Raw genomic sequence first — 22051 nt, forward strand, 5'->3', positions numbered from 1 at the left:
ACGACTTATAGGTCTTTCCAGCGCTGGATAGATTCCTTAATCACCGCTTTGGCCTCAGATACGTCGCCCCATGACTCAACCACAGTAGTGCCTGCTTTTTTAAGGTCTTTATAATGACTAAAGTGGAAGTTTAACTGATTGATTAACTGTTTGGGCAGATCTTCTAAACTGTTATAAGCATTGCCAGTATCGCGATCATCAGCAGGAACCACGACGATTTTGTCATCGACTTCGCCATCATCCACAAACTTCATGACCCCAATAACTTTAGCTTTTAGGAAAACACCTGTAGGCAGAGGTTGCTCAGTGATAATCAACGCATCAAGCTCATCGCCATCTTCATCTAAGGTTTGCGGAATAAAACCATAGTTGCAGGGTTTGGCAAAAATTTGTGGATCAACGCGATCCAGCTCAAACACCGCCAGCTCACGATTCCACTCAATCTTATGACTGCTGCCAGTAGGAATTTCAACCACTACGTTGATAATGCCGCCGTCGACATCACCTGCATCTAAAATTTTATTAAAATCAGCCATAAAGGACTCCTGTTTAATGAGTTATAAAGAATTACAAAATGAATAGCGCTTGCGAGTATAACAACTTTAATATAAATTTTCTCGCTCGCCTTAAGTCCAAGCCGGCAAAAGGTTATGCAAACTATGATTTGGACGGTTTTTCGGTTATTGAGACGGGTATAGAGGTTTTTACTGCGGCTAATGGATGTAGCTCAATCAATCCGGCATGGCGCTGAGCGATATTATTAATCAGCTTTTGGGTAACTTGCTCATAGCTTAATGGTTTATATGACAAGTTGCTATTTTGTACGCCTATTTGCTGGTTGGTTGGTTGGGACATGGCAACAAAGTCAGCTAGACGCAGCATTTGCATACCCGCGTAGCCACATGGATTGATGGTGTTAAATGCTGATAGGTCGCAATTGATATTAAGAGCCAGACCGTGATAGCTAAAACCGTGTTTAATCTTAAAACCCAGTGAGGCAATTTTACCAAGCATAATGGCATTTTCTGTTGGCAGATGCTTATTACTATTTTCAGTATCAGTATCAGCGTCTAAGCTACTATACAAATAGACGCCAGGCGCATCACGGCGTGCATAAGCGCGAATATTGCTATCAGTGGATAATGAATGACTGTGCAAACACTCATTAACCACATCAGTTATAGCTTGCTCGACATGCGAGACCAGATTACGCACGCTCCAGCCCAAGCTATGCAGATCAAATAAGAAATAAACCACCAGTTGTCCATGACCATGCCATGTGACCTGACCACCGCGATCGGTTTTGATAATAGGGGTATTGGTATGCTGCAAGATATGCTCCTCTTTACCCGCTTGTCCTAAAGTGTAGACGTCGTTATGATCAACGATCCATAGCTCGTCAGGGCTATGCAGCCCATCCTTTTTTAAGGCAATACGCTCAAGGGTACGTGCTAGCATGGCATCATGAGTAGGGGTGTAGTCAGCAGCGGTTAAGGACTTGGCGATGAGGGTATCGGTTATCTTTTGTGTAGGCTGACGTTCTTGCAGAAGATTTGCTGAGGGAGTTTGTTTCAGTTTGGGTATTGATACGGGCTTTTGTAAAGTTTGTTTTTGCATCAAGGTAGCCTCTTATACTAGTTGTTTACACGCTAAACATGACACTAATTTTAGCAGTTTTTGTCAGGCACACCCAAACATAAATAACCATGTTTTCAGACAAAGATAGATTAATGCAAACCTACCAGTATCTGAATCGCACTTTTCATTCATCAATCAATACGCTACATTAAATGGCAATCGGCTAAAGCTTATAATTAGTTAGCGCTTATAAATATATCATCTGCTTTAGCAAGCTTTTACTATCTATAACAAGGATGATCCATGAAGAATGACAGTCAAACCAAACCTCATCTCGATGAGCAAACCAATAATTACGCTGGCGAGCATAAGCCAGCAGCAAACGACAATCAGCAATCACTTAGTATTATAACGACTACCGATCAGATGCAAGCGCAGTTTTCGCGATTGCAAAGGCTGAGTCGCACCCAACCTATAGTAGACTGGGCTACTCGCGCTGAGCAATTAGACAATTTGGAGACCATGCTTAGCGACAGTCAACATAGCCTTGCTAAAGCCATTAGTAGCGATTTTGGCTATCGTAGCGAGTCAGAGACTCAGTTCGCCGAGCTGTTTCCAAGCTTTACGGGTATTAGCCACGCCAAAAAACATGGTAAGTCTTGGATGAAGACGCGCCGCGCCTCAATCTCGGCATTGTACATGCCAGCTCATAACGAGATCCAGCCACAGCCTTTAGGCGTCGTTGGTATTATGGTGCCGTGGAACTATCCCCTATATTTAGCAATAGGGCCGATGATTGATGCCTTAACCGCCGGAAATCGGGTCATGGTTAAGATGAGTGAGGCGGCTCCCAAATTTGCCAAAGCCTTTGCCAAAGCGGTCGCGCACTATTTTTCGCCAGATATGGTCAGTGTGGTGCTCGGTGAAGTCGATATCGCCGAAGCTTTTAGCAAACTACCCTTTGATCATCTACTGTATACCGGTTCAACGGCAGTGGGCAAAAAGATCATGGCAGCCGCCGCGCCGAATCTAACTCCAGTAACGCTGGAGCTGGGCGGTAAATCGCCGGTGATTGTCCTTGATGACGCCAATTTGGAAGCTGCGGTCAATCGGGTTATGATGGGTAAAACCCTTAATGCCGGTCAAACTTGTATCGCGCCTGATTACGTGTTGATTCAGCGTCAGTATCACGAGCGTTTTGTCGAGCTTGCTAAAGAATGGATGCAAAAGCATTATCCTAATATCGAGAACAACCAAGACTATAGTCATATCATTAATGATGCTCAGTTCAAACGCGTCCAAGGCTATCTACAACAGCTGCCAGCAGATCAGCTGCAGCCGCTGACCAAAGCTGATGCTGATGCCCAAACGCGCTTGATGCCGCCCGTCTTTGTAGCTAATCCTGATCCTGATAGTGAAGTCATGCAAAACGAGATTTTTGCGCCAGTGTTGCCACTGATGCACTATGATACGCTTGATGACGCTATTGACTTTATCAACGCGCGCCCGCGCCCGCTGGCACTGTATGTGTTTGGTAGTAACAATCGCGATATCGACAAGGTACGCACCTATACGGTATCAGGCGGGGTTTGTATTAACGAGGTCATCTTACACGTGGCTCAGCATGATCTGCCTTTTGGCGGTGTAGGGCATTCAGGAATTGGGGCTTATCACGGCAAAGCTGGGTTTGAGCGTTTTAGCCATATGAAGCCGGTGTTCGTGCAAGCCAAATTTAATGGAATGAATTTTTTATTGCCACCTTACGGGGAGCTGTTTAAAAAAGGTATGGCGCTGTTGTTAAAGTAACCGCACTAACTCTTTAAAAACTTATTTATCTTAATAATGCCTCAATTCAATAGCACTTATTTTTATAAGTGCTATTTTTTACAAAACATTTTGTTAATGACAAAAACTTTATACAGACTATTTATTCAAAGTACTATCTAATGACAATTAATAAAGATTTATTGTGATAATTATTAGGGCCAAATTTTATAAAGCAGTCGCTTATAAACGATAAATAACAGTCGTAATAATAAACCAAACGATAAGCATAAATAGGATCAAGCATGCGCCAATGGATTGCATTAAGTTTATTAATTTTAAGCTCACTATTGTTGTCACTGCCAGCGTCTGCTGTATCGCCTGCTTGTGAGACGCCGATCAAGTTTGGCTCTTTGACATGGGAGAGTGGCCAGTTTACAACAGGTGTTCTCAAATATATTACTGAGAGTGGTTATGATTGTACAATAGAGGAGGTGCCCGGAGCGGGGCCTGCTTTAGAGACTGCGCTGTCGCAAAATGACATTCAAGTGATAGGCGAGCAGTGGATAGGACGCTCGCCCATTATGGAGCAGGCTATCAATGACAATAAAGTTATGGTTATTGGCGATACCCTAGAGGGCGGAGCGACTCAAGGCTGGTACGTTCCGCAGTACGTCATGGATGACAATCCTGGTCTACGAAGCTATCAGGATTTACCAGATTATACTGAGCTATTTCAAGATCCCGAAAATCCTAGTAAAGCGCGTTTTATGAACTGTCCTTCTGGTTGGGCGTGTGAAGTTTTTAATACCCGCTTGCTTGAAAACACAGGTTTAGATAGTCTTTATAATAATGCGCACCCCGGTACCGGCGCTGCGCTCGATGCTGAGATTGCATCTGCTTTTGAGCAGCGTAAGCCCTTACTATTTTACTACTGGCAGCCTACTGGTTTGATAGCCAAATACGACTTTGCTGCGCTAGATTTCCCTCCTCATGAGGACGCTTGCTGGCAAGATTTATTACGCGCTGATGGGACCTCCGACTGCGTATCAGGCTTCCCGGTATCACCTCTTGCTATTGCTGTCTCTACCCCCTTCGTGGAGAACAACCCTACCATTGCTGAGGTCTTTGAAAAAGTACAATTTACGCCCGAGCAGTTAAATGGTGCTATTTTAGAGATGAGTGAAAATAAACGCAGTGGCGATGAGCAAGCATTGGTGTTTTTGCGTGAAAATCCAGAGGTTTGGCAAGACTGGCTATCTGAGGAGGCCGCTAATAAACTTGCCAGTACCATTGGTATTAGTCTGACGTCAGGTAGCGCAGGCAATACTGATATTAATACACCGCTCAACACCAGTACAGAGACTGACAATTTTCTAGGTTTTTCATCCAGCTTTCCTTCATGGTCGCTTGAAACACCGTTAAACGACACACTGGCAACGGTGGTCAGAGATTTCGGTGACGTCTTTCGTGGTATTAGTAGCGTAACTTTGACTTATTTACTATTGCCTATTGAACGTCTGCTTACGATTACTCCGCCTTGGTTAATCATTGCGCTAGTGACTGTGCTGGCGTGGTTTGGCGTGCGTAAAATATGGTTTGCCGTTGCCTGCGGAGTGGGACTGTTTTTAATTGGCGCTTTTGGCTTGTGGGAGGCGCTGATTGATACTTTTGCGCTGTTAATTGTGTCAGTATTGGTAACTGTTGTCATCGGTATTCCAATTGGTATCGCCATGTCAAGCAGTAAAGTGCTTCGCAAAATTATCACCCCGATACTCGACGTCATGCAGACTATGCCAAGCTTTGTCTATCTGATACCAGTGCTTATGTTGTTTGGTATTGGCAAAGTGCCAGCTTTATTTGCCACCATTATCTACGCCTTACCGCCGCTCATTCGTCTGACAACATTAGGAATCACTCAAGTTAATCATGAGATGCTTGAAGCTGGGCGCTCATTTGGCAGCACGCACTGGCAATTACTGATCTGGATTAAATTGCCGCAAGCGCTGCCTAGTATTATGGCAGGGATCAATCAAGCGGTGATGATGTCGCTTGCTATGGTGGTACTGGCCTCTATGATTGGCGCGCCAGGTCTTGGCGAAGATGTGCTGCAATCTATCCAAACGCTCAATATCGGTCAAGGCTTGCAAGCAGGTACGGCAATCGTTATTGTCGCGATCATTATCGATCGGATCAGCCAAGCCTTTGGCCAAGGTAAGCGTGCGCGGCAAAAAACGATTGAAGACAATAGACGCCATAATATTGGTTAAGCGTTTTTGACGTTTAATCAACACCCGCTTGTAAAATTTGACCAATAAGAGTAGTAAAGGGTAGCTATGAACCACATCCAATTAGAGAATATTAGTAAGATTTACAACGCAAACAGCAGCCAAGCCCAAGCGGCGCTAACTCTGTTAGCAGAGGGTATGGATAGTGTCGCAGTCAAGCAGCAAACCGGCTATTCGGTAGGGCTTTACGACATTAATCTAGCTATAAAAGCAGGCGAGCTACACTGTATTATGGGTCTATCCGGTTCAGGTAAATCTACCTTGATACGCCATCTTAACCGCTTGATTGATCCGACAGGTGGCAAAATATGGGTCGATACGTCTATTAATGCAAAAGATGTGCAGCAAGCTAATAATAGAGCTACTAGTAGCGCGAAGGTAGATAAAGCTGCTATGGACAATACAAAGCCTGATAATGCCATCAATATTCTGGAATTAAATCCTAAAGCACTACAGCAGTATCGTCAGGATACAGTCAGTATGGTGTTTCAGCATTTCGGTCTGATGCCGCATATGACAGTCATACAAAATGTCGCTTATGGGCTACGCGTACGTGAGATGGATACGACCGAGCGTCATGACGTTGCTCGACATTGGCTTAACGAAGTAGGTCTGCCAAACTTAGAGAACAATTATCCTGATGAGCTATCGGGCGGTATGCAGCAGCGAGTGGGTCTGGCACGGGCACTGGCAACAGACAATCCTATTTTGCTTATGGACGAGGCCTTCTCAGCTCTCGACCCGCTTATTCGCGCGCAACTGCAAGATCAGCTGCTGGAGCTACAAGCGCGCTTGAACAAAACTATTGTCTTTATTACCCATGATATAGATGAAGCGGTCAAAGTAGGTCAGCGCATTAGCATCTTAAATGGGGGCCGTTTAGTACAAACTGGTACACCAAATGAGCTACGTAACAATCCTGCTGATGATTACGTAGCTCAGTTTATGAACGCCAAAGCTTAAAGTATGTTTTGTTTTCGCTGCAAATCGTTTAGAAAAATGAATTCTTGATAGAGATCGTTAGAATTACTGTATTTTTCTGTCTAGTTCTGCTCATAATATTAGTCTACGAAGTTCTATGCAAACCTTATAATACCTATTAAATTTGCAACCCTGCACGAAAAGGACATGCTATGCCTGATAAAAATTCTCATGACAACTATAAAAATGAACTTCTATATCAGAATAAACCTTTGATAGATGTGCCAGGCCAACGTTCACATTGGCTAAAAAATATCAGCACCTTTAGCGTAACGACCGTATTAAGTGCAGGACTATTACTCGCTTGTGGACAGATGAGCGGAGCTGAGAATAATATTAGTAGTAGTACTAAGTCAGTTATGCAGTCAAGTAACCAAAATAACGGAGTCACTCGCTCACGTGATATGCTGCCAGCTGAGACGCTAAAACAGATGCAGAGCCTGCCGCAGTTAACTGAAGGTCTTGGTAGTACTGGTGTAGAGGTGATCGATCCTAATAAGCCAACCCTAGTGAAATTTTGGGCGAGCTGGTGTCCGCTATGTTTAGGCACGCTAGAGGAGACCGAAGCGTGGCGTATGGATTCTGCATTTGCTGAGCTAAATGTAGTGACCGTTGCTAGTCCCGGACATCTTAATGAAAAAGAGACGAGTGAATTTAAGACTTGGTATGCAGGCGTACAAGCTGATTATCCTGATTTACCAGTATTGATAGATACTTCTGGTGATTTGATCAATCAGCTTGGCGTACAGGTTTATCCTAGCTGGGCGATATTGGATAAAAATGGCAATCTTCTGCATTTGGTAAAAGGTAATATCTCAGCTGAGCAGGCTTATGCTTTAGCCGAGAACGCGGGTAACGGTTTCGCTGAGCTTAATAGCGGTAACGCTAAGCCTGCTAACGTACAAGCACTGGACAATAATAATAAAATTGAAACTATCAAACAAAAAGATGGTATCTATTATAACGATCAAGGTCAGCCCATTAATACACGTTCAATCTATCTAGCGGGTGGTTGTTTTTGGGGTGTTGAAGCGTATATGGAGCGAATCGATGGAGTGGTCGACGCTGTATCAGGCTATGCTAATGGCGATACTGCTAACCCAAGTTATGAGCAGGTAATCGGTGGTTCAGGTCATGCTGAAACGGTAAAAGTCACTTACGACGCTGATAAAACCGACCTTGAAACCATTCTCAAGTATTACTTCCGAGTGATTGACCCAACTAGCCTCAATAAGCAGGGCAATGATCGCGGCGTCCAATACCGTACGGGTGTCTACTATACCGATCAAGACGATAAAGCAGTGGTTGATGCCGCTATTAAACAGCTTGGGAGTAAATATGCTCAGCCGATCGTTGTTGAAAACGAAGCACTAGATAACTTCTATTTGGCTGAGATGTATCACCAAGATTATCTGGCTAAAAATCCAAACGGTTATTGTCATATTGATCTAAGCCTCGCCGACGATGAGCCAGAAGAAACAGCGCGAATCGAACTTGCGCCAGCTAACACTGTAGCTGAGGCCTTAGACCCTAAACGCTATGCCAATTTTGACAAAAATGCACTTAAAAACACGCTTACTCAGGCTCAATATGATATCACGCAAAAGGCGGGCACCGAGCGCGCCTTTAGTCATGAATATGATAATCTGTTTGCGCCAGGTATTTACGTTGATGTGGTCAGTGGTGAGCCGCTGTTTTTATCGACTGATAAGTATCAGTCCGGCTGCGGCTGGCCAAGCTTTACCAAGCCTATCGACATGCAGGTCATCACTCAGCATCAAGATACTGCTTTTAACATGGTGCGTACTGAGGTGCGCTCAAGAGTTGCCGACTCCCATCTAGGTCACGTCTTCCCTGATGGCCCTAAAGATCGCGGTGGTCTACGTTACTGTATTAACGGCGGGGCACTGCAGTTCATTCCAGTGAGTGCGATGCCGCAATCGGGTTATGCGCCACTGGTAAAATTGATCAAGTCCTAGTGCAAATTATAGTAATTTTGCTTTAATTGATCGTGAGTCATGCAAAAAGATGTGAATATCGCTATACTCTGAACGAGTATAAATAGGTTGTTACTTAGCCTAATTATTAATAGTTATTAATGATTATCGATGTTTCATCAATGTTTGGCAGTATTCTTTCTTTTACATTGTTTCTGTTTTTTATTAAAGGTTATCGCATGACCGTTATTCATGATCCTATCATTACCTCTTTGCTTGATAACGATTTGTACAAATTTACGATGCTACAAGCTATGCTGCATCAATTTCCCCAAACGCACGGCGTTTACCGCTTCCGCTGCCGTAATAATAATGATACGGCTTATCCATTGGCAACCATCAAAGAGTCTTTGGAGTTACAGCTAGATAGTCTGTGTGAACTGCGGTTCTTACCCGATGAGCTTGAGTATTTGCGCAGCTTACGTTTTATGCGCTCAGATTTTGTAGATTATTTAGAGCTGTTTCAGCTTAAACGTCGCTTTATTAAAGTAAGCACGGACAGTAAAGGTCGGCTATTTATCGATATTGAAGGACCGATGATTCAAGCGATGTTCTTTGAGGTTTTTGTACTGGCAATTGTCAACGAGCTTTACTTCAATGCCTTATCAACCCCTAGCGTTATAGAAGAGGCGCAGCGGCGTTTGGATGCCAAAGTCAAGCTATTGAAGCAGTATGCTCAGCAGCAAAAACCGGAAGATCCTCCCTTTATTATCGCAGACTTTGGTACGCGTAGGCGTTTTAGTAAAAACTGGCAGGCGCATGTGGTCGAAACTCTGCACAAAGCGGAACCAAAAGTGGTTAGTGGCACATCCAACGTTTATTTGGCTAAAACTTTAGGTATGACCCCGATAGGCACCATGGCACATGAGTTTATGCAAGCGTTTCAAGCATTGGATGTACGTTTGCGTGATTCGCAAAAAGCCGCTCTTGAGGCATGGGTACACGAGTACCGTGGCGACTTGGGAATTGCACTAACTGATGTTGTCGGTATGGATGCGTTTTTACGAGATTTTGATTTGTATTTTGCCAAGCTCTTTGATGGCCTACGCCATGATAGCGGTGACCCTTATACGTGGGGTGATAAAGCAATTGCTCACTATAAAAAGTTAAAAATAGACCCTAAAACTAAAATACTGACGTTTAGCGATGGTCTGGATATTAATAAAGCATGGGAGCTACACCAGTACTTTAAAGACCAGATCAAGACCAGCTTTGGTATCGGCACCAATTTAACTAATGATACTGGTTTGACGCAGATAAATATCGTTCTCAAGCTTGTTGAGTGTAACGGTCAGCCCGTTGCTAAGCTCTCTGATAGCCCGGGCAAAACTATGATTAATAACGATACTTATTTGGCTTATCTGCGCCAAGTATTTGACGTGGATGATGTTGAATAGCGGATCAGCACAAACCTTGATCGCTTAGGGTTTGTTGAACCCTAAAACCGGATATTAGCTTTCAGTACTTTTAGTCGTCTCTTCTTCGGCAAAGGCGGCGTCTAATGCTTGCTGCACAGCGTTAATACGAGTCTCGCATACCCGGTAAGCGGCGATAGACTCTTCTACCGTGGTCATTAAATTATCAATATCAGGCTCGTCTTGTTGCTGGAGCTCAGCGGCGTTGGTTTTTAAAATATCATAAGCCGCTTTAAAAGTTTTTGGCGCGGCTTTTTTGCGTTTGCGAGTAGGGGTGGTCATAAGGTTTCCTTCAGTTTTTATGTTTGCTAAGTGTTTTATGATTGTTAAGGGATTAGTCTAATTACTTTTGACCTCTATAATACGCGCGCGAGCTTGCCCATCTTTTAGAACAATTTTGATAGTTTGCTCGGCGTAAAGCTGAGTACTACTGGTCAGAATTTGTTTAGCTTTGTTTTTAACAAGTCCCTTGTCTTCAACGAGCCCATCTTCAGTGAGCATAGCATAGCCCTGTTTAAGCACCCGCTCAGGTTTATGCAAAAGGACAATATCGCGTAGATAGGCGCTATCACGCTCAGCTTGCACGACTTGTTGCTGCGCGCTGTGTTGTATCGTTTGCTGATAGCTTTCAACATGTTCATGGGCGCTGCGCAGCTGCTGACACGCGTTGGTTTGTGTTTGTTTGATCAGCTCGAAGGTCAGCCTTGATACTTGTTTAACTTGCCGCTGCGCGCTTTGCTGGATACTCTGCCAAGCAAAGTCACTATCTTTTTGTAGCGCTGTTAACTGCCCAATAGTTTGCGATTGTACTTGGCTTAACTGGCGCGTAGTCTGCTGCTCTGCTGTTTTCAATTGGCTTAGAGCCGCTTGTTTAATCTGCGCTCGATAATGCAAAGTTTGCGTGACCAGTTTGGCTAAATGACTGCTGATAGCAACAATGACTTTTGAGGGAGTATCAAAACTGGTATGTGCCACTTCATCTAATATGACTTTATCGCGTTCATGACCGATGCCGACCCAAACAGGTATAGGCTGCTCAGCTACCAAGGCAGCGAGCTCATAGTCATTAAGATAAGCTAGATCACCGACTGCGCCGCCGCCGCGGATAATAACTAACAAATCTGGCAGGCGCTCATAATCATCGAAAAACTGCTGCTGAGCATCAACGATCGCTTGGCGAATCTCATTTGGCGCATGATTGCCCTGAAAAGTAGCGCTATGATAGTGAAACTGACAAGCGCCAGTACTGGCAAGTCTATCGGCATCGGCTTGAAAATCGCCCAGTCCAGCGGCTTTTTCAGGGGCAATGACTAAAACATGCTCAATATCAAAGGGCGCAGGCAACTGTCTGTTAAGATGAATAAGACCCTCACCACTTAAGCGATCTACCATCTGGGCGTACTGACGTGCCAAATCCCCTAACGTATAACTGGGATCAATATCCTCTATAGTTAAAGAAAAGCCATACTGCGCATGAAAGTTTGCCGATACCTTAAGTAGTACCGTTAAATCACGATCCAAAGCCATGCCAGTTGCACGCTCGAACTTAGCAAGTACTTGTGCCGCTTTGAACCGCCATAAATTACCGCGGCAGCTGGCGACAACTTTGCCCGCGTCATCTTTTTCGGCCAGCTCAAAGTAATAATGACCGCCTTTACTTGATAGATTGCGAATCTCAGCTTTAACCCAAACGCGATGGTTAAAAGTTTGCTTGACTACCATTTCAACGGCGGACAAATAATCACTCAAACGTAGCAACGTATCTTCCAAATCGCTCTCTAAGCTACTGTTTTGTTCTGCCAGCTCAGCCTCAAGTGTCGCCAAATCTTTGGCAGGGACTAACACTTTGGCAGAGTTAGAATTTGAGAGATTAGGTCTACGCATAGTATCAAACCAAGGACGATATAAAATTGAAAAGGAGTTATAAAAGAGCTGGAAAATATTCATCTTAATAACATCAAAGCTAAATAGAACCCTTTAGCCTAAATATTTACGCCCAAAAAGTAAAGCCAATAAGCCTTTTTTGACAGACAAATTGCTATTTATAAGTGAATAGCTCGCGCTAGTATTACATTATTGACAACGAAAATTGATAGTATATTCATAATCATCATCACGTGCTAGCTCTGGTGAGTCTGTACCTAACACAGAACCGACTATCGCACCCATTTGTCCAACCATACGACCTGTACGCTCATTTAAAATACCATTGAATGTCGTTTTATCATTAAGGACGATGACTTGCTTACTACGGCAGGTTTTTTTGGCACTATCAATAGCGTTTTGCTGGGCTTGTATCTTTGTAGGGCCAATGCCTGTGGTTTCATAAGTAGCATTAGCGCGCTGAATAACCGGCGAGGAGGTAGGGGTGCTTTGACAAGCGCCTAAAGTCAATGCTGCGGCTAAAGTTGCCGTCAAAGTCAGCGTTTTAGTAAAAGTAGTCATAAATTTATCCTATGAAATAGTGCAAAGTTCAAAACAATAAAGATTGATGTAGAGTCAACTTATTCAACAGCTAAACGTTTATGCTAAATGTTCATATAGGGACAAGCTGAGATACTACCTCTTTGCTATACTGCCTGAATAAGTCTTAAATCACCAAACTTATTTTTGATTATAAACCTTTTTAGTTACTCTACCTTGGATTTTGATTGTCCTACCTTTGATATTTTTATTTACAGCTATTAATGATATAAATAGCAAAGCACTTGTAATATAAACTGTATCTAGGATAATTGAGACAATTATTGTAACCAGTACTCTATATTATGTCATTAATTCCTGCTCCTGCCGGCGTGCTTGAAGTTGACGCGCTATGGCAACAAGACAACCCCAATGATCCAAATACCGATACAGTAGCACTACTTTGTCATCCCAACCCTTTGTATGAAGGAACGATGAATAACAAAGTGGTGACGACTATGTACCGTTTTGCTCGCGATAACGGTATGCATGCGGTGCGTTTTAATTTTCGCGGTGTGGGACAATCAACAGGCGAACACGATTATGCTGAAGGTGAAGTCGTCGATGCCATGACCGTGTTACAATGGATCAGCAGCCAGACGACAGCTCGCAAACTATGGCTTGGTGGCTTCTCTTTTGGCGGCTACGTGACGGCGCGAGTTGCCGAACAAATGCTAAGCGCTCCGCATGTCTGGGGTTTAAGCGACTTTGAGATAGCAAACGTAGCGCTCATCTCGCCATCGGTTGAAAAAAACGATACTAGTGATCTGCAATTGCCAATAGATAAGACTTTTGAGATCTACGGCAATGCTGATAAAGTCATTGATCCTGCTAGTATGCAAGCTTTTGCCGAGCAGCAGGGCATTGCAACGAGCATTGTTGATGGTGCTGGACATTTTTTCCACGGGCGCTTATCCGAGCTTAAACAGTTGTTAGAACAGCATAGCTTTTAAGGTTTAATATTGGCTTTAAAACATTGTCATTAATAAAACACTGCTCTTAAGTTGAAGGCTAACTTTAGTATTTTAGCTCATTATTTTAGTTTAAGTTCTTGTTTTATGGGTTATTATTATCTCATTACCAATATTGTATTAAGCGGTGTTAGCGATAAAAGATGGACGTAATGAGCCATTTAATAAATCAGCTTCTACTATCTCAGTGTAGACAGCATAATTTAGTAGCTGTTGACGGTGTTAACACTTTATCTATCTTTATAAAAACGAGTTATATTATGCCATTATCTCCATTGCAGCGCTATGAGCAAGCGGTTAGTACTGAGGAATTCACTCGGGACGAGCAGCAGTACGAAGCCATGAGTTATCTTGATAATCTGTATCATCAGCTTAATGAGACGACGGAACAAAAGAAGGGCTTCTTTAGCTTTTTAAAGTCCAAACCTGAGGCACCAAAAGGTCTGTATATGTGGGGCGGCGTTGGCCGTGGTAAGACCTGGATGATGGATATGTTTTTTGACTCGCTGACGATAGAGCGTAAAATGCGTCAGCATTTTCACCATTTTATGCAGCGTGTACATCGTGAGCTCAATGCCTTACAAGGACAGAGTAACCCTCTTGAAAAGGTTGCTGATATTATTTATGAAGAAGCAGTCATCATCTGTTTTGATGAGTTTTTTGTCTCCAACGTGTCTGATGCCATGATTTTAGGGGATTTGTTTACCATGCTATTCAATCGGGGCGTCACTTTGGTCGCCACTTCAAACATCGAACCCTCTGGGCTGTATAAAGATGGTTTGCATCGTGATCGTTTTTTGCCCGCTATTGCAGAGGTAGAGCGCCATACGACCGTTATGAATATCGACTCTGGTATCGATTATCGTTTACGGGTATTGCAGCAAGCTGAGCTATATAAATCACCGATGACTCGAGCCAATCACAACTGGCTAGCTAACCGTTTTGCCAGTCTTTCAAACAATCTTAAGATTAGCTATGAGCCTATCGTTATCAATGGCCGCGAGATCAAAATCAATGCTCGTACCGAAGACATTTTGTTCTGCGATTTTCGTCATTTGTGTATGGAACCTCGTTCAGCGGCTGACTTCATCGAAATTGCCAAACAGTTCAACACGGTCTTGGTTAATGCCGTGCCCGCTTTAGATGATGAGCTACGCGACCCGACGCGCCGATTCATTTATATGGTTGATGAGTTCTATGATCGCAGAGTTAAACTACTAGTGCGCGCTCAGCAGTCCATTCTTGAGCTGTACCAAGGTAAAAAATTAGCTTTTGAGATTGAGCGTACGCGCTCGCGGCTGCTTGAGATGCAATCAGAAGATTACTTGAAAATGAAACACCGCGTTGAAGATGCTGATGCTGCATAATGATAACAAGTACTAAAAATAACAAGGATTAGCGATGAGTAAAAACGAAAATAAAAACAACAAAGAGATAAAAAAGATGATAGAGACTAATTCAGACCCTCTTGAAGCTACTGATGAGCAGCTAATTGACTGGATCAAATCAAGACGCAGTATGGGCAATCTTGATACTCCTGCACCTACACACGCTCAGATAAAAGATGCGATAAGCTGCGCGGCAACAGCCCCTGATCATAAAAAACTGCGTCCATGGCGTTTTATTGTTACCGAAGGCAATGCTCGTCAGCAATTTGGTCAAGCCCTTTTAACTGCGGCTGAAGCAAAAGCGGCGCGAGAAGGCGAGGACTTATCTGAGAAAACCCGCCAAAAAACCTACAATCTGCCCATGCGGGCGCCCGTTATCATTACCGTAATCACGCATATGCAGCAGCACAAAAAAGTACCGCCTTTTGAGCAAATGCTGAGCGCAGGCTCTGCGGTACAAAACCTTATTTTGGCTCTAAAAGCGCAAGGGTTTAGTACGGTATGGCGTACCGGTTTGCTATGTAATGAGCCTGCGGTAAAAGAATATTTTGGCGTTGGCGTTGATGATTATGTTACCGCTTTTGTTTATACTGGCACCAGCCCTAAAGCTACTCCGGCACGTAAACCCATTGATATTGAACCTTTACTACGCTTTGAGTCTTAACCTCAACACGGATAATTAGATATGATTAGCCCTACCGATAAGCCTGATGACCAACATAATGATCAAGATATTGACGCCGATACTAATATAGATAACGATATCGATGCTACCAACGACAGTCATGATGAAAAACAAGGCGGTTTGTTAGCCAGTATCATTGAGCGCGCTACCCGATCAGGTTTCAATCGTAAAAAGTTTGCGCCAAGCTCTGTTGAGGCGGCTGTAGCCAAAAACATGGATCAAATTCATAAAAATCCTACTAAGCTGCGTCTCGCTTTTTTGGGTGGTGGTAGTTTTGGTACAGCTATGGCCAACTTGGCGGCGCGCAATGGCTGCGATACCACGCTTTGGGTGCGTAATAAACGTACTGTCAAATCAATGGTAAAGACGCAAGTTAATAAAAAGTATCTGCCAGATTATAAGCTTGATGATCGTCTTAAGTACAGTCATGATCTAGAGGCAGCAGTTACCGATAAAGATATTATCTTTTTGGCCGTGCCAAGCTCAGCTTTTCGTGAGACTCTCAAAAATATTGCGCCATTTATTACTGGCCAATCGGTAGTGTCTTTAACCAAAGGTATGGAAAAGGATACCTTTGCACTCATGAGTGATATCATCGAAGATGAATTACCTGAGGTGAATTTTGGTGTAATGTCAGGACCAAACCTTGCTATAGAAATTATGAAAAACATGCCGTCAGCGACAGTTATTGCTAGTGATTCAGAGCCGCTACGTCATGCGGTACAAGCCGCGCTACACAGTGCTTTTTTTCGGGTGTTTGCCAGTGATGATATTCACGGCGTTGAGCTTGGCGGAGCGCTTAAAAACATCTATGCCATTGCTATGGGTATGGCAGCCGCTTACAAAGTGGGCGAAAACACCAAAGCTATGTTACTCACGCGTGCTTTGGCTGAGATGAGCCGTTTTGGCTTAGCAGCGGGCGCTAATCCGTTGACCTTTTTAGGGTTGTCTGGAGTGGGCGATTTATATGCCACTTGTAGCTCAGAGCTGAGCCGTAATTATCAGATTGGCAATATGTTGGGCCGCGGTATGACTATTGATGCGGCGGTCAAAAAGTTAGGTCAGACTGCTGAGGGGGTCAATACCATTCAGCAAGTTCATGAAAAAGCTAGTCAAGAAGGCATTTATATGCCAATTACCCATGCGCTACATGCGGTAATTTATGAAGATAAAGCAGCACTTGGAGTGGCACTGAACCTGATGGAAGCAGGATTTCGCAGTGACGTTGAGTTTGTGATGCCTCACGATCACAGTAATGATATGCTTAGCGCACATATGCAGGCACCGAGTAAACCGTCTGATCAGGCATCTACAAATAAGCACAAAGCTGAAGACGATAAATAAGCTTAATGGTAGGTTAAAAGTTAGGGAGAGCTATGAAAATAATATTAATGCGTCATGGACAAGCTGAGGATGAGACGCGTCCTGACAGCGCGCGTCAATTGACTGATTTTGGTCACCAGCAGGCAGCGCAAACTGCAGATTACATTATGCAGCACTATACGCCCGATCAATTCATAGTTAGTCCCTATGATAGAGCGCAGCAGAGTTTAGCGGAACTTCAAGTGCTTGCACCGCAAGTACCGGTCAGGGTACAAGACAATATCACCCCATCTGACAATGCTCGCGAAGCGTTAGCAGAGCTGGCGAAGGTAGAAGCTAAGTGTTTGGTGGTCGTCTGCCATATGTCTATCGTGGCCAATCTTGCTGGTCTTCTTACAGGCGACAGTCCTGAATCTTTTGCTTTAGCAGAAGCACGAGTGCTTGAGACAGAGTTTTTTATGTCAGGAATGGCGACCGAAAAAGATCGCTTTGTACCTAAGCAGCCAAGTTAAGACTAACTGTTGGTTTGGTCTCATCATGTTGATCTAACCGTAGCGTTATAAACTGGATTGTTATTGCTACAATAAGTAGCCGTTTTTTAGGTTAAGTGGCTTATAATTTGCACAGTTTTTGGCATAGTTTTATGATAATTATGATATATACTGTGCAGATTTTAGCCCTTTTATTTTAGTCCCTTTAACGATTGATTTGACAGATAAGGACACGCTTAGTGTTGCAAGTTTGGTTAAGAGCACAGCATAGCCCATTAGCAGTTTGGCATGCAGATACAGAACACTGGCAACCTGTTAGTAGCTGGCAGCAGCTCTATGATACTTATTATAAAGGCAAAAATGCTGATAGTACGCTGTGTTTGTATTTCCCTTCAAGTCATTTGTTACAAGTAGATACTGAACTCAATGCCGCTCAGCTCAAGCAATTAGGTAGTACTGGCAAGCAGTATTTATTTGAAGAGACGTCCTTAGCGCCTGTTGAGCAACTGGCTATTCGGCAAATTGGTCATGCAAGTGTCCATCATTTATATGCTGTAGCGGAGCATGACATTGCAATATGGGAGCAAAGCGCTACCTTAGCGGGCATGAGTATTCGCGCATTATTGCCTGATTTTATGCTATTACCAGTGCCGGAGGAGGGCGCAGGACAGCAAGTAGTTATTTATCAAGATGAATATACTGCACTGCTACGACAATCACAGCATCAAGGGCTAGCAGTCAGCTACTTACCCTTAATCGTTGAGCGTTTACCGCATTTGAGTGAGGTTCGCCTGCTTCCGCCTATATCGTCTGCTAATGACAGCGATACGAGCGCTACAGTCAATAGTTTTAATGAGGCAGCTGCGGATATCAGCTTACAAAAGCCAGTAGCAGAGCACGTGCCAGCTTCACAAACTGATATTGCAGCGCAGACAGCTGAGTTACTAGCTGATCTACAAATAGTGTTAACGCCGTTAACTGTAGCTCCTACGCCGATTGATACCCCTGAACGACATGGTCTTAACTTTTTTGTTAAAGTATCAGACTCAAAGTTGTCGCCTTATTTGCGTTTGGCTATGATGGTTGCGCTCTCAGCATTGACGCTACAGATTGCAGCTGATGCCTTACAAGTCTATCGCTATAATGCTGCAGCAGCGGTGACGCAAACAGCAGTGGCTACTCAATATCAGTCTTGGTTTCCTGATGAGCGTTTAAATACTAGCCGCACCAAACTGCAAGTGCAAATGCAACCCAAGCTGCGTAGCGACAGTCAAGAGTCAGCTTCACACCTAGCCATACTGGCGCGAATATCACCGCTTATCAAGCAGTCCTCTTTACATGCCCAAGCGTTAGCTATGGAGCCTTCGTCACTAAGTTTTACGTTAATAGCGCCCGATCGTGATAGCTTGGATCAGTTTGCTAATACTTTGACGACCCAAGGTATAGCGGCGACTTTAGAGCGCGTTAATAGTAACGAGCAAGGGCAGTTCAGTGGACAGATTACCGTAGATATTGCAGACGATACCAGTGCGGCTAACGATACTGTTCAGTCTTAAATAACTGCTGTGACTGTTATCACGGACGGCTAATACAATAACCGTTTTGATTAACTAAATAATCATGTTTATTAACCATAGTTTCCATTAATACATCATCCTCAAGGTCAGGTAATGAATATATTGCAGCGCCGTGCTCAGCGTACTCCTTCAGCACTGTCAGAGCGTATAAATCGTCGTCAGGACGCGCTATGGGCACGCTGGCAAGCGTTAGCGCCGCGAGATCAGTTGGCATTAGGTGTGTTAGTAGTATTTTTACTACTGTTTGTTGGGGGCTACGGTGGTTATAGTATGCATCAAGCTGCCAAAGACAGTAAAGCACGCTATCAAGAGCAGATTGCTGATTATTTTTGGCTACGCGCGCAGGCTAGTAACCTCAGTTCTACTGCGCTAAATGCTGGGACAGTGCAAGAAGGCGCAGATGCGCAGCCTCCAGCCAACCGTGTCAATGCTTTGCTTAATGAATCAGGTATCGATAACGCACAAGTAGTCGCTACAGGGGAGGCGGTACAACTAAGCTTTAGTCATCCCAGTCAGGCTGTAGTGAGTAACGTTTTGGGTAACCTTGAACGGCAAGGTTGGCAGCTTACTCAATTGTCAATGCAGCAAGATCCAACGTCCAAGGTTATTGAGGTACAAGGAGTAGCTGATTTTTAGTTGTATTTATCAACTTGCATTTATTTACTATCTTGAAAAGTATGTTATCCGGCACAATGAAATGCTTAAAGATAACATTGGTTGTACATTATGGTCGACTGCCTGCCAGATGGAGATACTTATTATGAATAATGCTCCTGACTCCAATTCTAAAGAACGCTTGCAACGTCAAACTCAAATGACCGAGACTAACTCTACAGGTTATAATGATCTTGGTATTGAATCACAGACATATAAACTTACCCAGCAAGGAGGCCATCTGCTAACTACAAGTGAACAGCGCTCTCTTACTCTTTATAATCATATAACTTACTTATTATATGTCCTCAGCTATTTTACCGCAGGTCTACTATGGATCGTGCCAATAGTGATGAATTATGCTAAGCGCCGTGATGCCGATAATACTTGGCTTGCCACCCATTTTGATTGGCAGATTAAAACTTTTTGGTATAGTATCGTGTTGTTTGCTATTGGCATGATTATAATAACCTTTGCGCTTGGTGGTCTTGGGGTAAGTGTTTTTGCAGATAGTGGTAGCTTAGCGCTTAGCTCGATTTTGCTGACCGGTCTTGGTCTACTTATTATGGCGTTTACGTTTATTTGGCATCTGTACCGTATCGTACGCGGCTGGGTGGCACTTACTGATAATCGTCCCGTACCTTGATTAGGCTTTTCTCGACTATGAATTAGAGAACAAAGCTTTAGTCTTGTTTTTCTTAAGCTGATATAATACATACATAGCATTTTATTACTATTGCCAGCTTGTTTATGATAGCTTTATTTTCTATCTGCTCCTTTATCTAAACCAGGTTAATTGCCATTATGTCTTATGCTTTACTTCGTCCATTTTTATTTAAGATGGATCCTGAGCACGCTCATGATATGACTTTATCTTTACTAGAAAAGGCTCACAAAGCTCGCGCTCTAGGTTTGGTTTATGGTCAATTTATGCAGCCTACAGACTGTATGGGACTGCAATTTTCAAATCCAGTTGGTCTGGCTGCAGGTTTGGATAAAAACGGTGATTATATTGATGCGCTTGCCGAGTTAGGTTTTGGTTTTATTGAGGTGGGTACAGTCACCCCAAAACCGCAAATCGGTAATGATAAGCCGCGTTTGTTTAGACTCAAGCAAGCGGATGCCATCATCAACCGTATGGGCTTTAACAATCAAGGCGTTGATTATTTAATCGATAATGTCAAACGCTGCAAGTATAAAGGCAATATCGGTATCAATATCGGCAAAAACGCGAGTACTCCTGTTGAGCAAGCGGCAGATGATTATGTCTATTGTCTAGAACGTGTTTATCCGCATGCCTCCTATATTACGGTGAATATCTCCTCACCAAATACTAAGAATTTACGTGACCTACAAAGCGGTGAGGCCTTAACTCAGCTTTTAGATACTATCAAAAACCGTCATAGCCAGTTGGCAACCGAATACGGATTCTATGTGCCGCTAGTGCTAAAAGTAGCTCCAGATTTAGAACCTTTACAGGTTGATTATATCTCCCAGCAGCTGCTCGACTTTGAGATTGATGGGCTGATTGCGACCAATACCACATTGAGCCGAGTAGGCGTTGAGGATTTGGCCGATGGCGACCAAAGTGGTGGTTTATCAGGTCGTCCAGTTAGTCATATTAGTACGCAGGTTTTGCAACAATTCTCTGATCAGCTAGATGACAAGGTTGCGTTGATAGGGGTTGGCGGTATTGATAGCGGCGAAAAAGCAGTCAAAAAGATCGTAGCGGGTGCAGATATGGTACAACTTTATACTGGCCTCATTTATCGTGGACCAGGTCTGGTGCAGTCTTGTATTCAAGCTATTGGCGGTTACTATGATTCTCAAGATAGTGATGTATAAGAGAGTTAAGCAAAATAAGCTTTTTATAAAAGTTCATAGGGCGATTGTAAGGCTTACGGGTTGACCAGAAAAGCTTACTAGGATAAAGGCGGTAAATATGAGTGGTTTAGATATCGTGATTGCCGTTGTTGTTCTTATTGGCCTGTGGCGCGGCTTTCAAGTAGGATTAATTAAGACTGCAGTAGGGTTAGCAGGCTGGTTTATCGCCCTCATTGCGGCTACGCGGTTAGCTAGCGCAGTTGCTCCGCAGCTCTCAGGCGTAGTACAAAATCCAGTATTACAACTGGCTTTGGCATTTCTACTAGTAGTCGTGGTAATTTTGACCGTGATGCATCTGGTAGCGTTCGTATTTGCAGAGGTACTTAGAACTCTGCGTCTAGGCGCATTAGATAAAATGGCCGGCGGCGTATTGGGCGCGGCCAAAAACGTTCTAGTCGTATTAGTGATTATGAGCATCAGCGCGCCATTATTAGTGCAACTGCCGCAGTGGCAAACCTCTATACTTGCGCCTGAGCTGCTTCCTTATGCTCCTATGGGTCAAGAATTAGCATCAAATGTGCTAGGCGCTGCTTGGGATCAAGTCAATCAGTCATAACCAAACCATTATCCTACAAGTTTTTAGTTTAGCTTT

Annotated in this window: 20 protein-coding genes; 15 read left to right on the top strand and 5 right to left on the bottom strand. The window is 43.6% G+C overall.

The window, feature by feature from the left end; genetic code table 11:
• Window positions 1-5: 5 nt before the first annotated feature.
• Together ACR63N_RS05695 and lipB are read right to left on the bottom strand one after the other, a co-directional pair.
• Complete coding sequence (locus tag ACR63N_RS05695; protein ID WP_367103421.1) at window positions 6-536, bottom strand: inorganic diphosphatase; 531 nt, start codon at window positions 534-536, stop codon at window positions 6-8.
• A 121-nt stretch (window positions 537-657) separates the two neighbouring features.
• The gene (lipB, locus tag ACR63N_RS05700) at window positions 658-1617 is read right to left on the bottom strand and encodes a lipoyl(octanoyl) transferase LipB (RefSeq protein WP_472782576.1); all 960 of its coding nucleotides are present in this window, start codon (window positions 1615-1617) and stop codon (window positions 658-660) included.
• A 387-nt stretch (window positions 1618-2004) separates the two neighbouring features.
• Between lipB and ACR63N_RS05705 the strand changes: the two genes are divergently transcribed.
• The 5 genes from ACR63N_RS05705 to pncB all read left to right on the top strand — a co-directional run bounded on the left by ACR63N_RS05705 (window position 2005) and on the right by pncB (window position 10005).
• On the top strand, window positions 2005-3384 hold the full coding sequence (locus tag ACR63N_RS05705; protein WP_367106204.1) for a coniferyl aldehyde dehydrogenase: 1380 nt from the start codon (window positions 2005-2007) through the stop codon (window positions 3382-3384).
• Window positions 3385-3647: 263 nt separating this feature from the next.
• Entirely contained in the window at window positions 3648-5612 is a 1965-nt protein-coding gene (locus tag ACR63N_RS05710; RefSeq protein WP_472782577.1) for a glycine betaine ABC transporter substrate-binding protein, read from the top strand.
• Between the two features lie 66 nt (window positions 5613-5678).
• Window positions 5679-6593, top strand: a complete 915-nt coding sequence (locus tag ACR63N_RS05715) for an ATP-binding cassette domain-containing protein (RefSeq protein ID WP_367106062.1) — start codon at window positions 5679-5681, stop codon at window positions 6591-6593.
• Window positions 6594-6763: 170 nt separating this feature from the next.
• Window positions 6764-8590, top strand: coding sequence for a bifunctional peptide-methionine (S)-S-oxide reductase MsrA/peptide-methionine (R)-S-oxide reductase MsrB (msrAB, locus tag ACR63N_RS05720; RefSeq protein ID WP_367106061.1), 1827 nt, complete (start codon window positions 6764-6766; stop codon window positions 8588-8590).
• A 197-nt stretch (window positions 8591-8787) separates the two neighbouring features.
• On the top strand, window positions 8788-10005 hold the full coding sequence (gene pncB, locus ACR63N_RS05725; RefSeq protein WP_367106060.1) for a nicotinate phosphoribosyltransferase: 1218 nt from the start codon (window positions 8788-8790) through the stop codon (window positions 10003-10005).
• A gap of 54 nt (window positions 10006-10059) precedes the next feature.
• On the opposite strand, the gene xseB is transcribed toward pncB, so the two are convergent.
• From xseB to ACR63N_RS05740, 3 genes are all read right to left on the bottom strand, one after another.
• Window positions 10060-10305 (bottom strand): exodeoxyribonuclease VII small subunit, encoded by a 246-nt coding sequence (xseB, locus tag ACR63N_RS05730; protein WP_367103416.1) that lies wholly within the window; start codon window positions 10303-10305, stop codon window positions 10060-10062.
• Window positions 10306-10362: 57 nt separating this feature from the next.
• Window positions 10363-11907, bottom strand: coding sequence for an exodeoxyribonuclease VII large subunit (xseA, locus tag ACR63N_RS05735; RefSeq protein ID WP_367106059.1), 1545 nt, complete (start codon window positions 11905-11907; stop codon window positions 10363-10365).
• Between the two features lie 189 nt (window positions 11908-12096).
• Window positions 12097-12468, bottom strand: coding sequence for a hypothetical protein (locus tag ACR63N_RS05740; RefSeq protein ID WP_367103414.1), 372 nt, complete (start codon window positions 12466-12468; stop codon window positions 12097-12099).
• A gap of 323 nt (window positions 12469-12791) precedes the next feature.
• On the opposite strand from ACR63N_RS05740, the gene ACR63N_RS05745 reads away from it, so the two are divergent.
• From ACR63N_RS05745 to ACR63N_RS05790, 10 genes are all read left to right on the top strand, one after another.
• The gene (locus tag ACR63N_RS05745) at window positions 12792-13439 is read left to right on the top strand and encodes an alpha/beta hydrolase (protein ID WP_367106058.1); all 648 of its coding nucleotides are present in this window, start codon (window positions 12792-12794) and stop codon (window positions 13437-13439) included.
• A 278-nt stretch (window positions 13440-13717) separates the two neighbouring features.
• Window positions 13718-14824 (top strand): cell division protein ZapE, encoded by a 1107-nt coding sequence (gene zapE / locus ACR63N_RS05750; protein WP_367103412.1) that lies wholly within the window; start codon window positions 13718-13720, stop codon window positions 14822-14824.
• A 34-nt stretch (window positions 14825-14858) separates the two neighbouring features.
• Window positions 14859-15509, top strand: a complete 651-nt coding sequence (locus tag ACR63N_RS05755; protein ID WP_367110310.1) for a nitroreductase family protein — start codon at window positions 14859-14861, stop codon at window positions 15507-15509.
• Between the two features lie 21 nt (window positions 15510-15530).
• Window positions 15531-16874: an NAD(P)H-dependent glycerol-3-phosphate dehydrogenase gene (locus ACR63N_RS05760; protein WP_472782578.1), complete on the top strand. Its 1344-nt coding sequence runs from the start codon at window positions 15531-15533 to the stop codon at window positions 16872-16874.
• Window positions 16875-16906: 32 nt separating this feature from the next.
• Window positions 16907-17365, top strand: a complete 459-nt coding sequence (gene sixA / locus ACR63N_RS05765) for a phosphohistidine phosphatase SixA (RefSeq protein WP_367103409.1) — start codon at window positions 16907-16909, stop codon at window positions 17363-17365.
• Window positions 17366-17583: 218 nt separating this feature from the next.
• Entirely contained in the window at window positions 17584-18900 is a 1317-nt protein-coding gene (gene gspL, locus ACR63N_RS05770) for a type II secretion system protein GspL (protein ID WP_472782579.1), read from the top strand.
• Window positions 18901-19014: 114 nt separating this feature from the next.
• Window positions 19015-19557, top strand: coding sequence for a type II secretion system protein GspM (gene gspM / locus ACR63N_RS05775; RefSeq protein ID WP_367103407.1), 543 nt, complete (start codon window positions 19015-19017; stop codon window positions 19555-19557).
• Window positions 19558-19681: 124 nt separating this feature from the next.
• On the top strand, window positions 19682-20221 hold the full coding sequence (locus ACR63N_RS05780) for a DUF4870 family protein (RefSeq protein ID WP_367103406.1): 540 nt from the start codon (window positions 19682-19684) through the stop codon (window positions 20219-20221).
• A 158-nt stretch (window positions 20222-20379) separates the two neighbouring features.
• The gene (locus ACR63N_RS05785; protein WP_367106052.1) at window positions 20380-21420 is read left to right on the top strand and encodes a quinone-dependent dihydroorotate dehydrogenase; all 1041 of its coding nucleotides are present in this window, start codon (window positions 20380-20382) and stop codon (window positions 21418-21420) included.
• 97 nt (window positions 21421-21517) lie between these two features.
• Entirely contained in the window at window positions 21518-22015 is a 498-nt protein-coding gene (locus ACR63N_RS05790) for a CvpA family protein (protein WP_367106051.1), read from the top strand.
• The last annotated feature ends 36 nt before the right edge of the window (window positions 22016-22051 follow it).

Source organism: Psychrobacter sp. M4, from assembly GCF_055699795.1.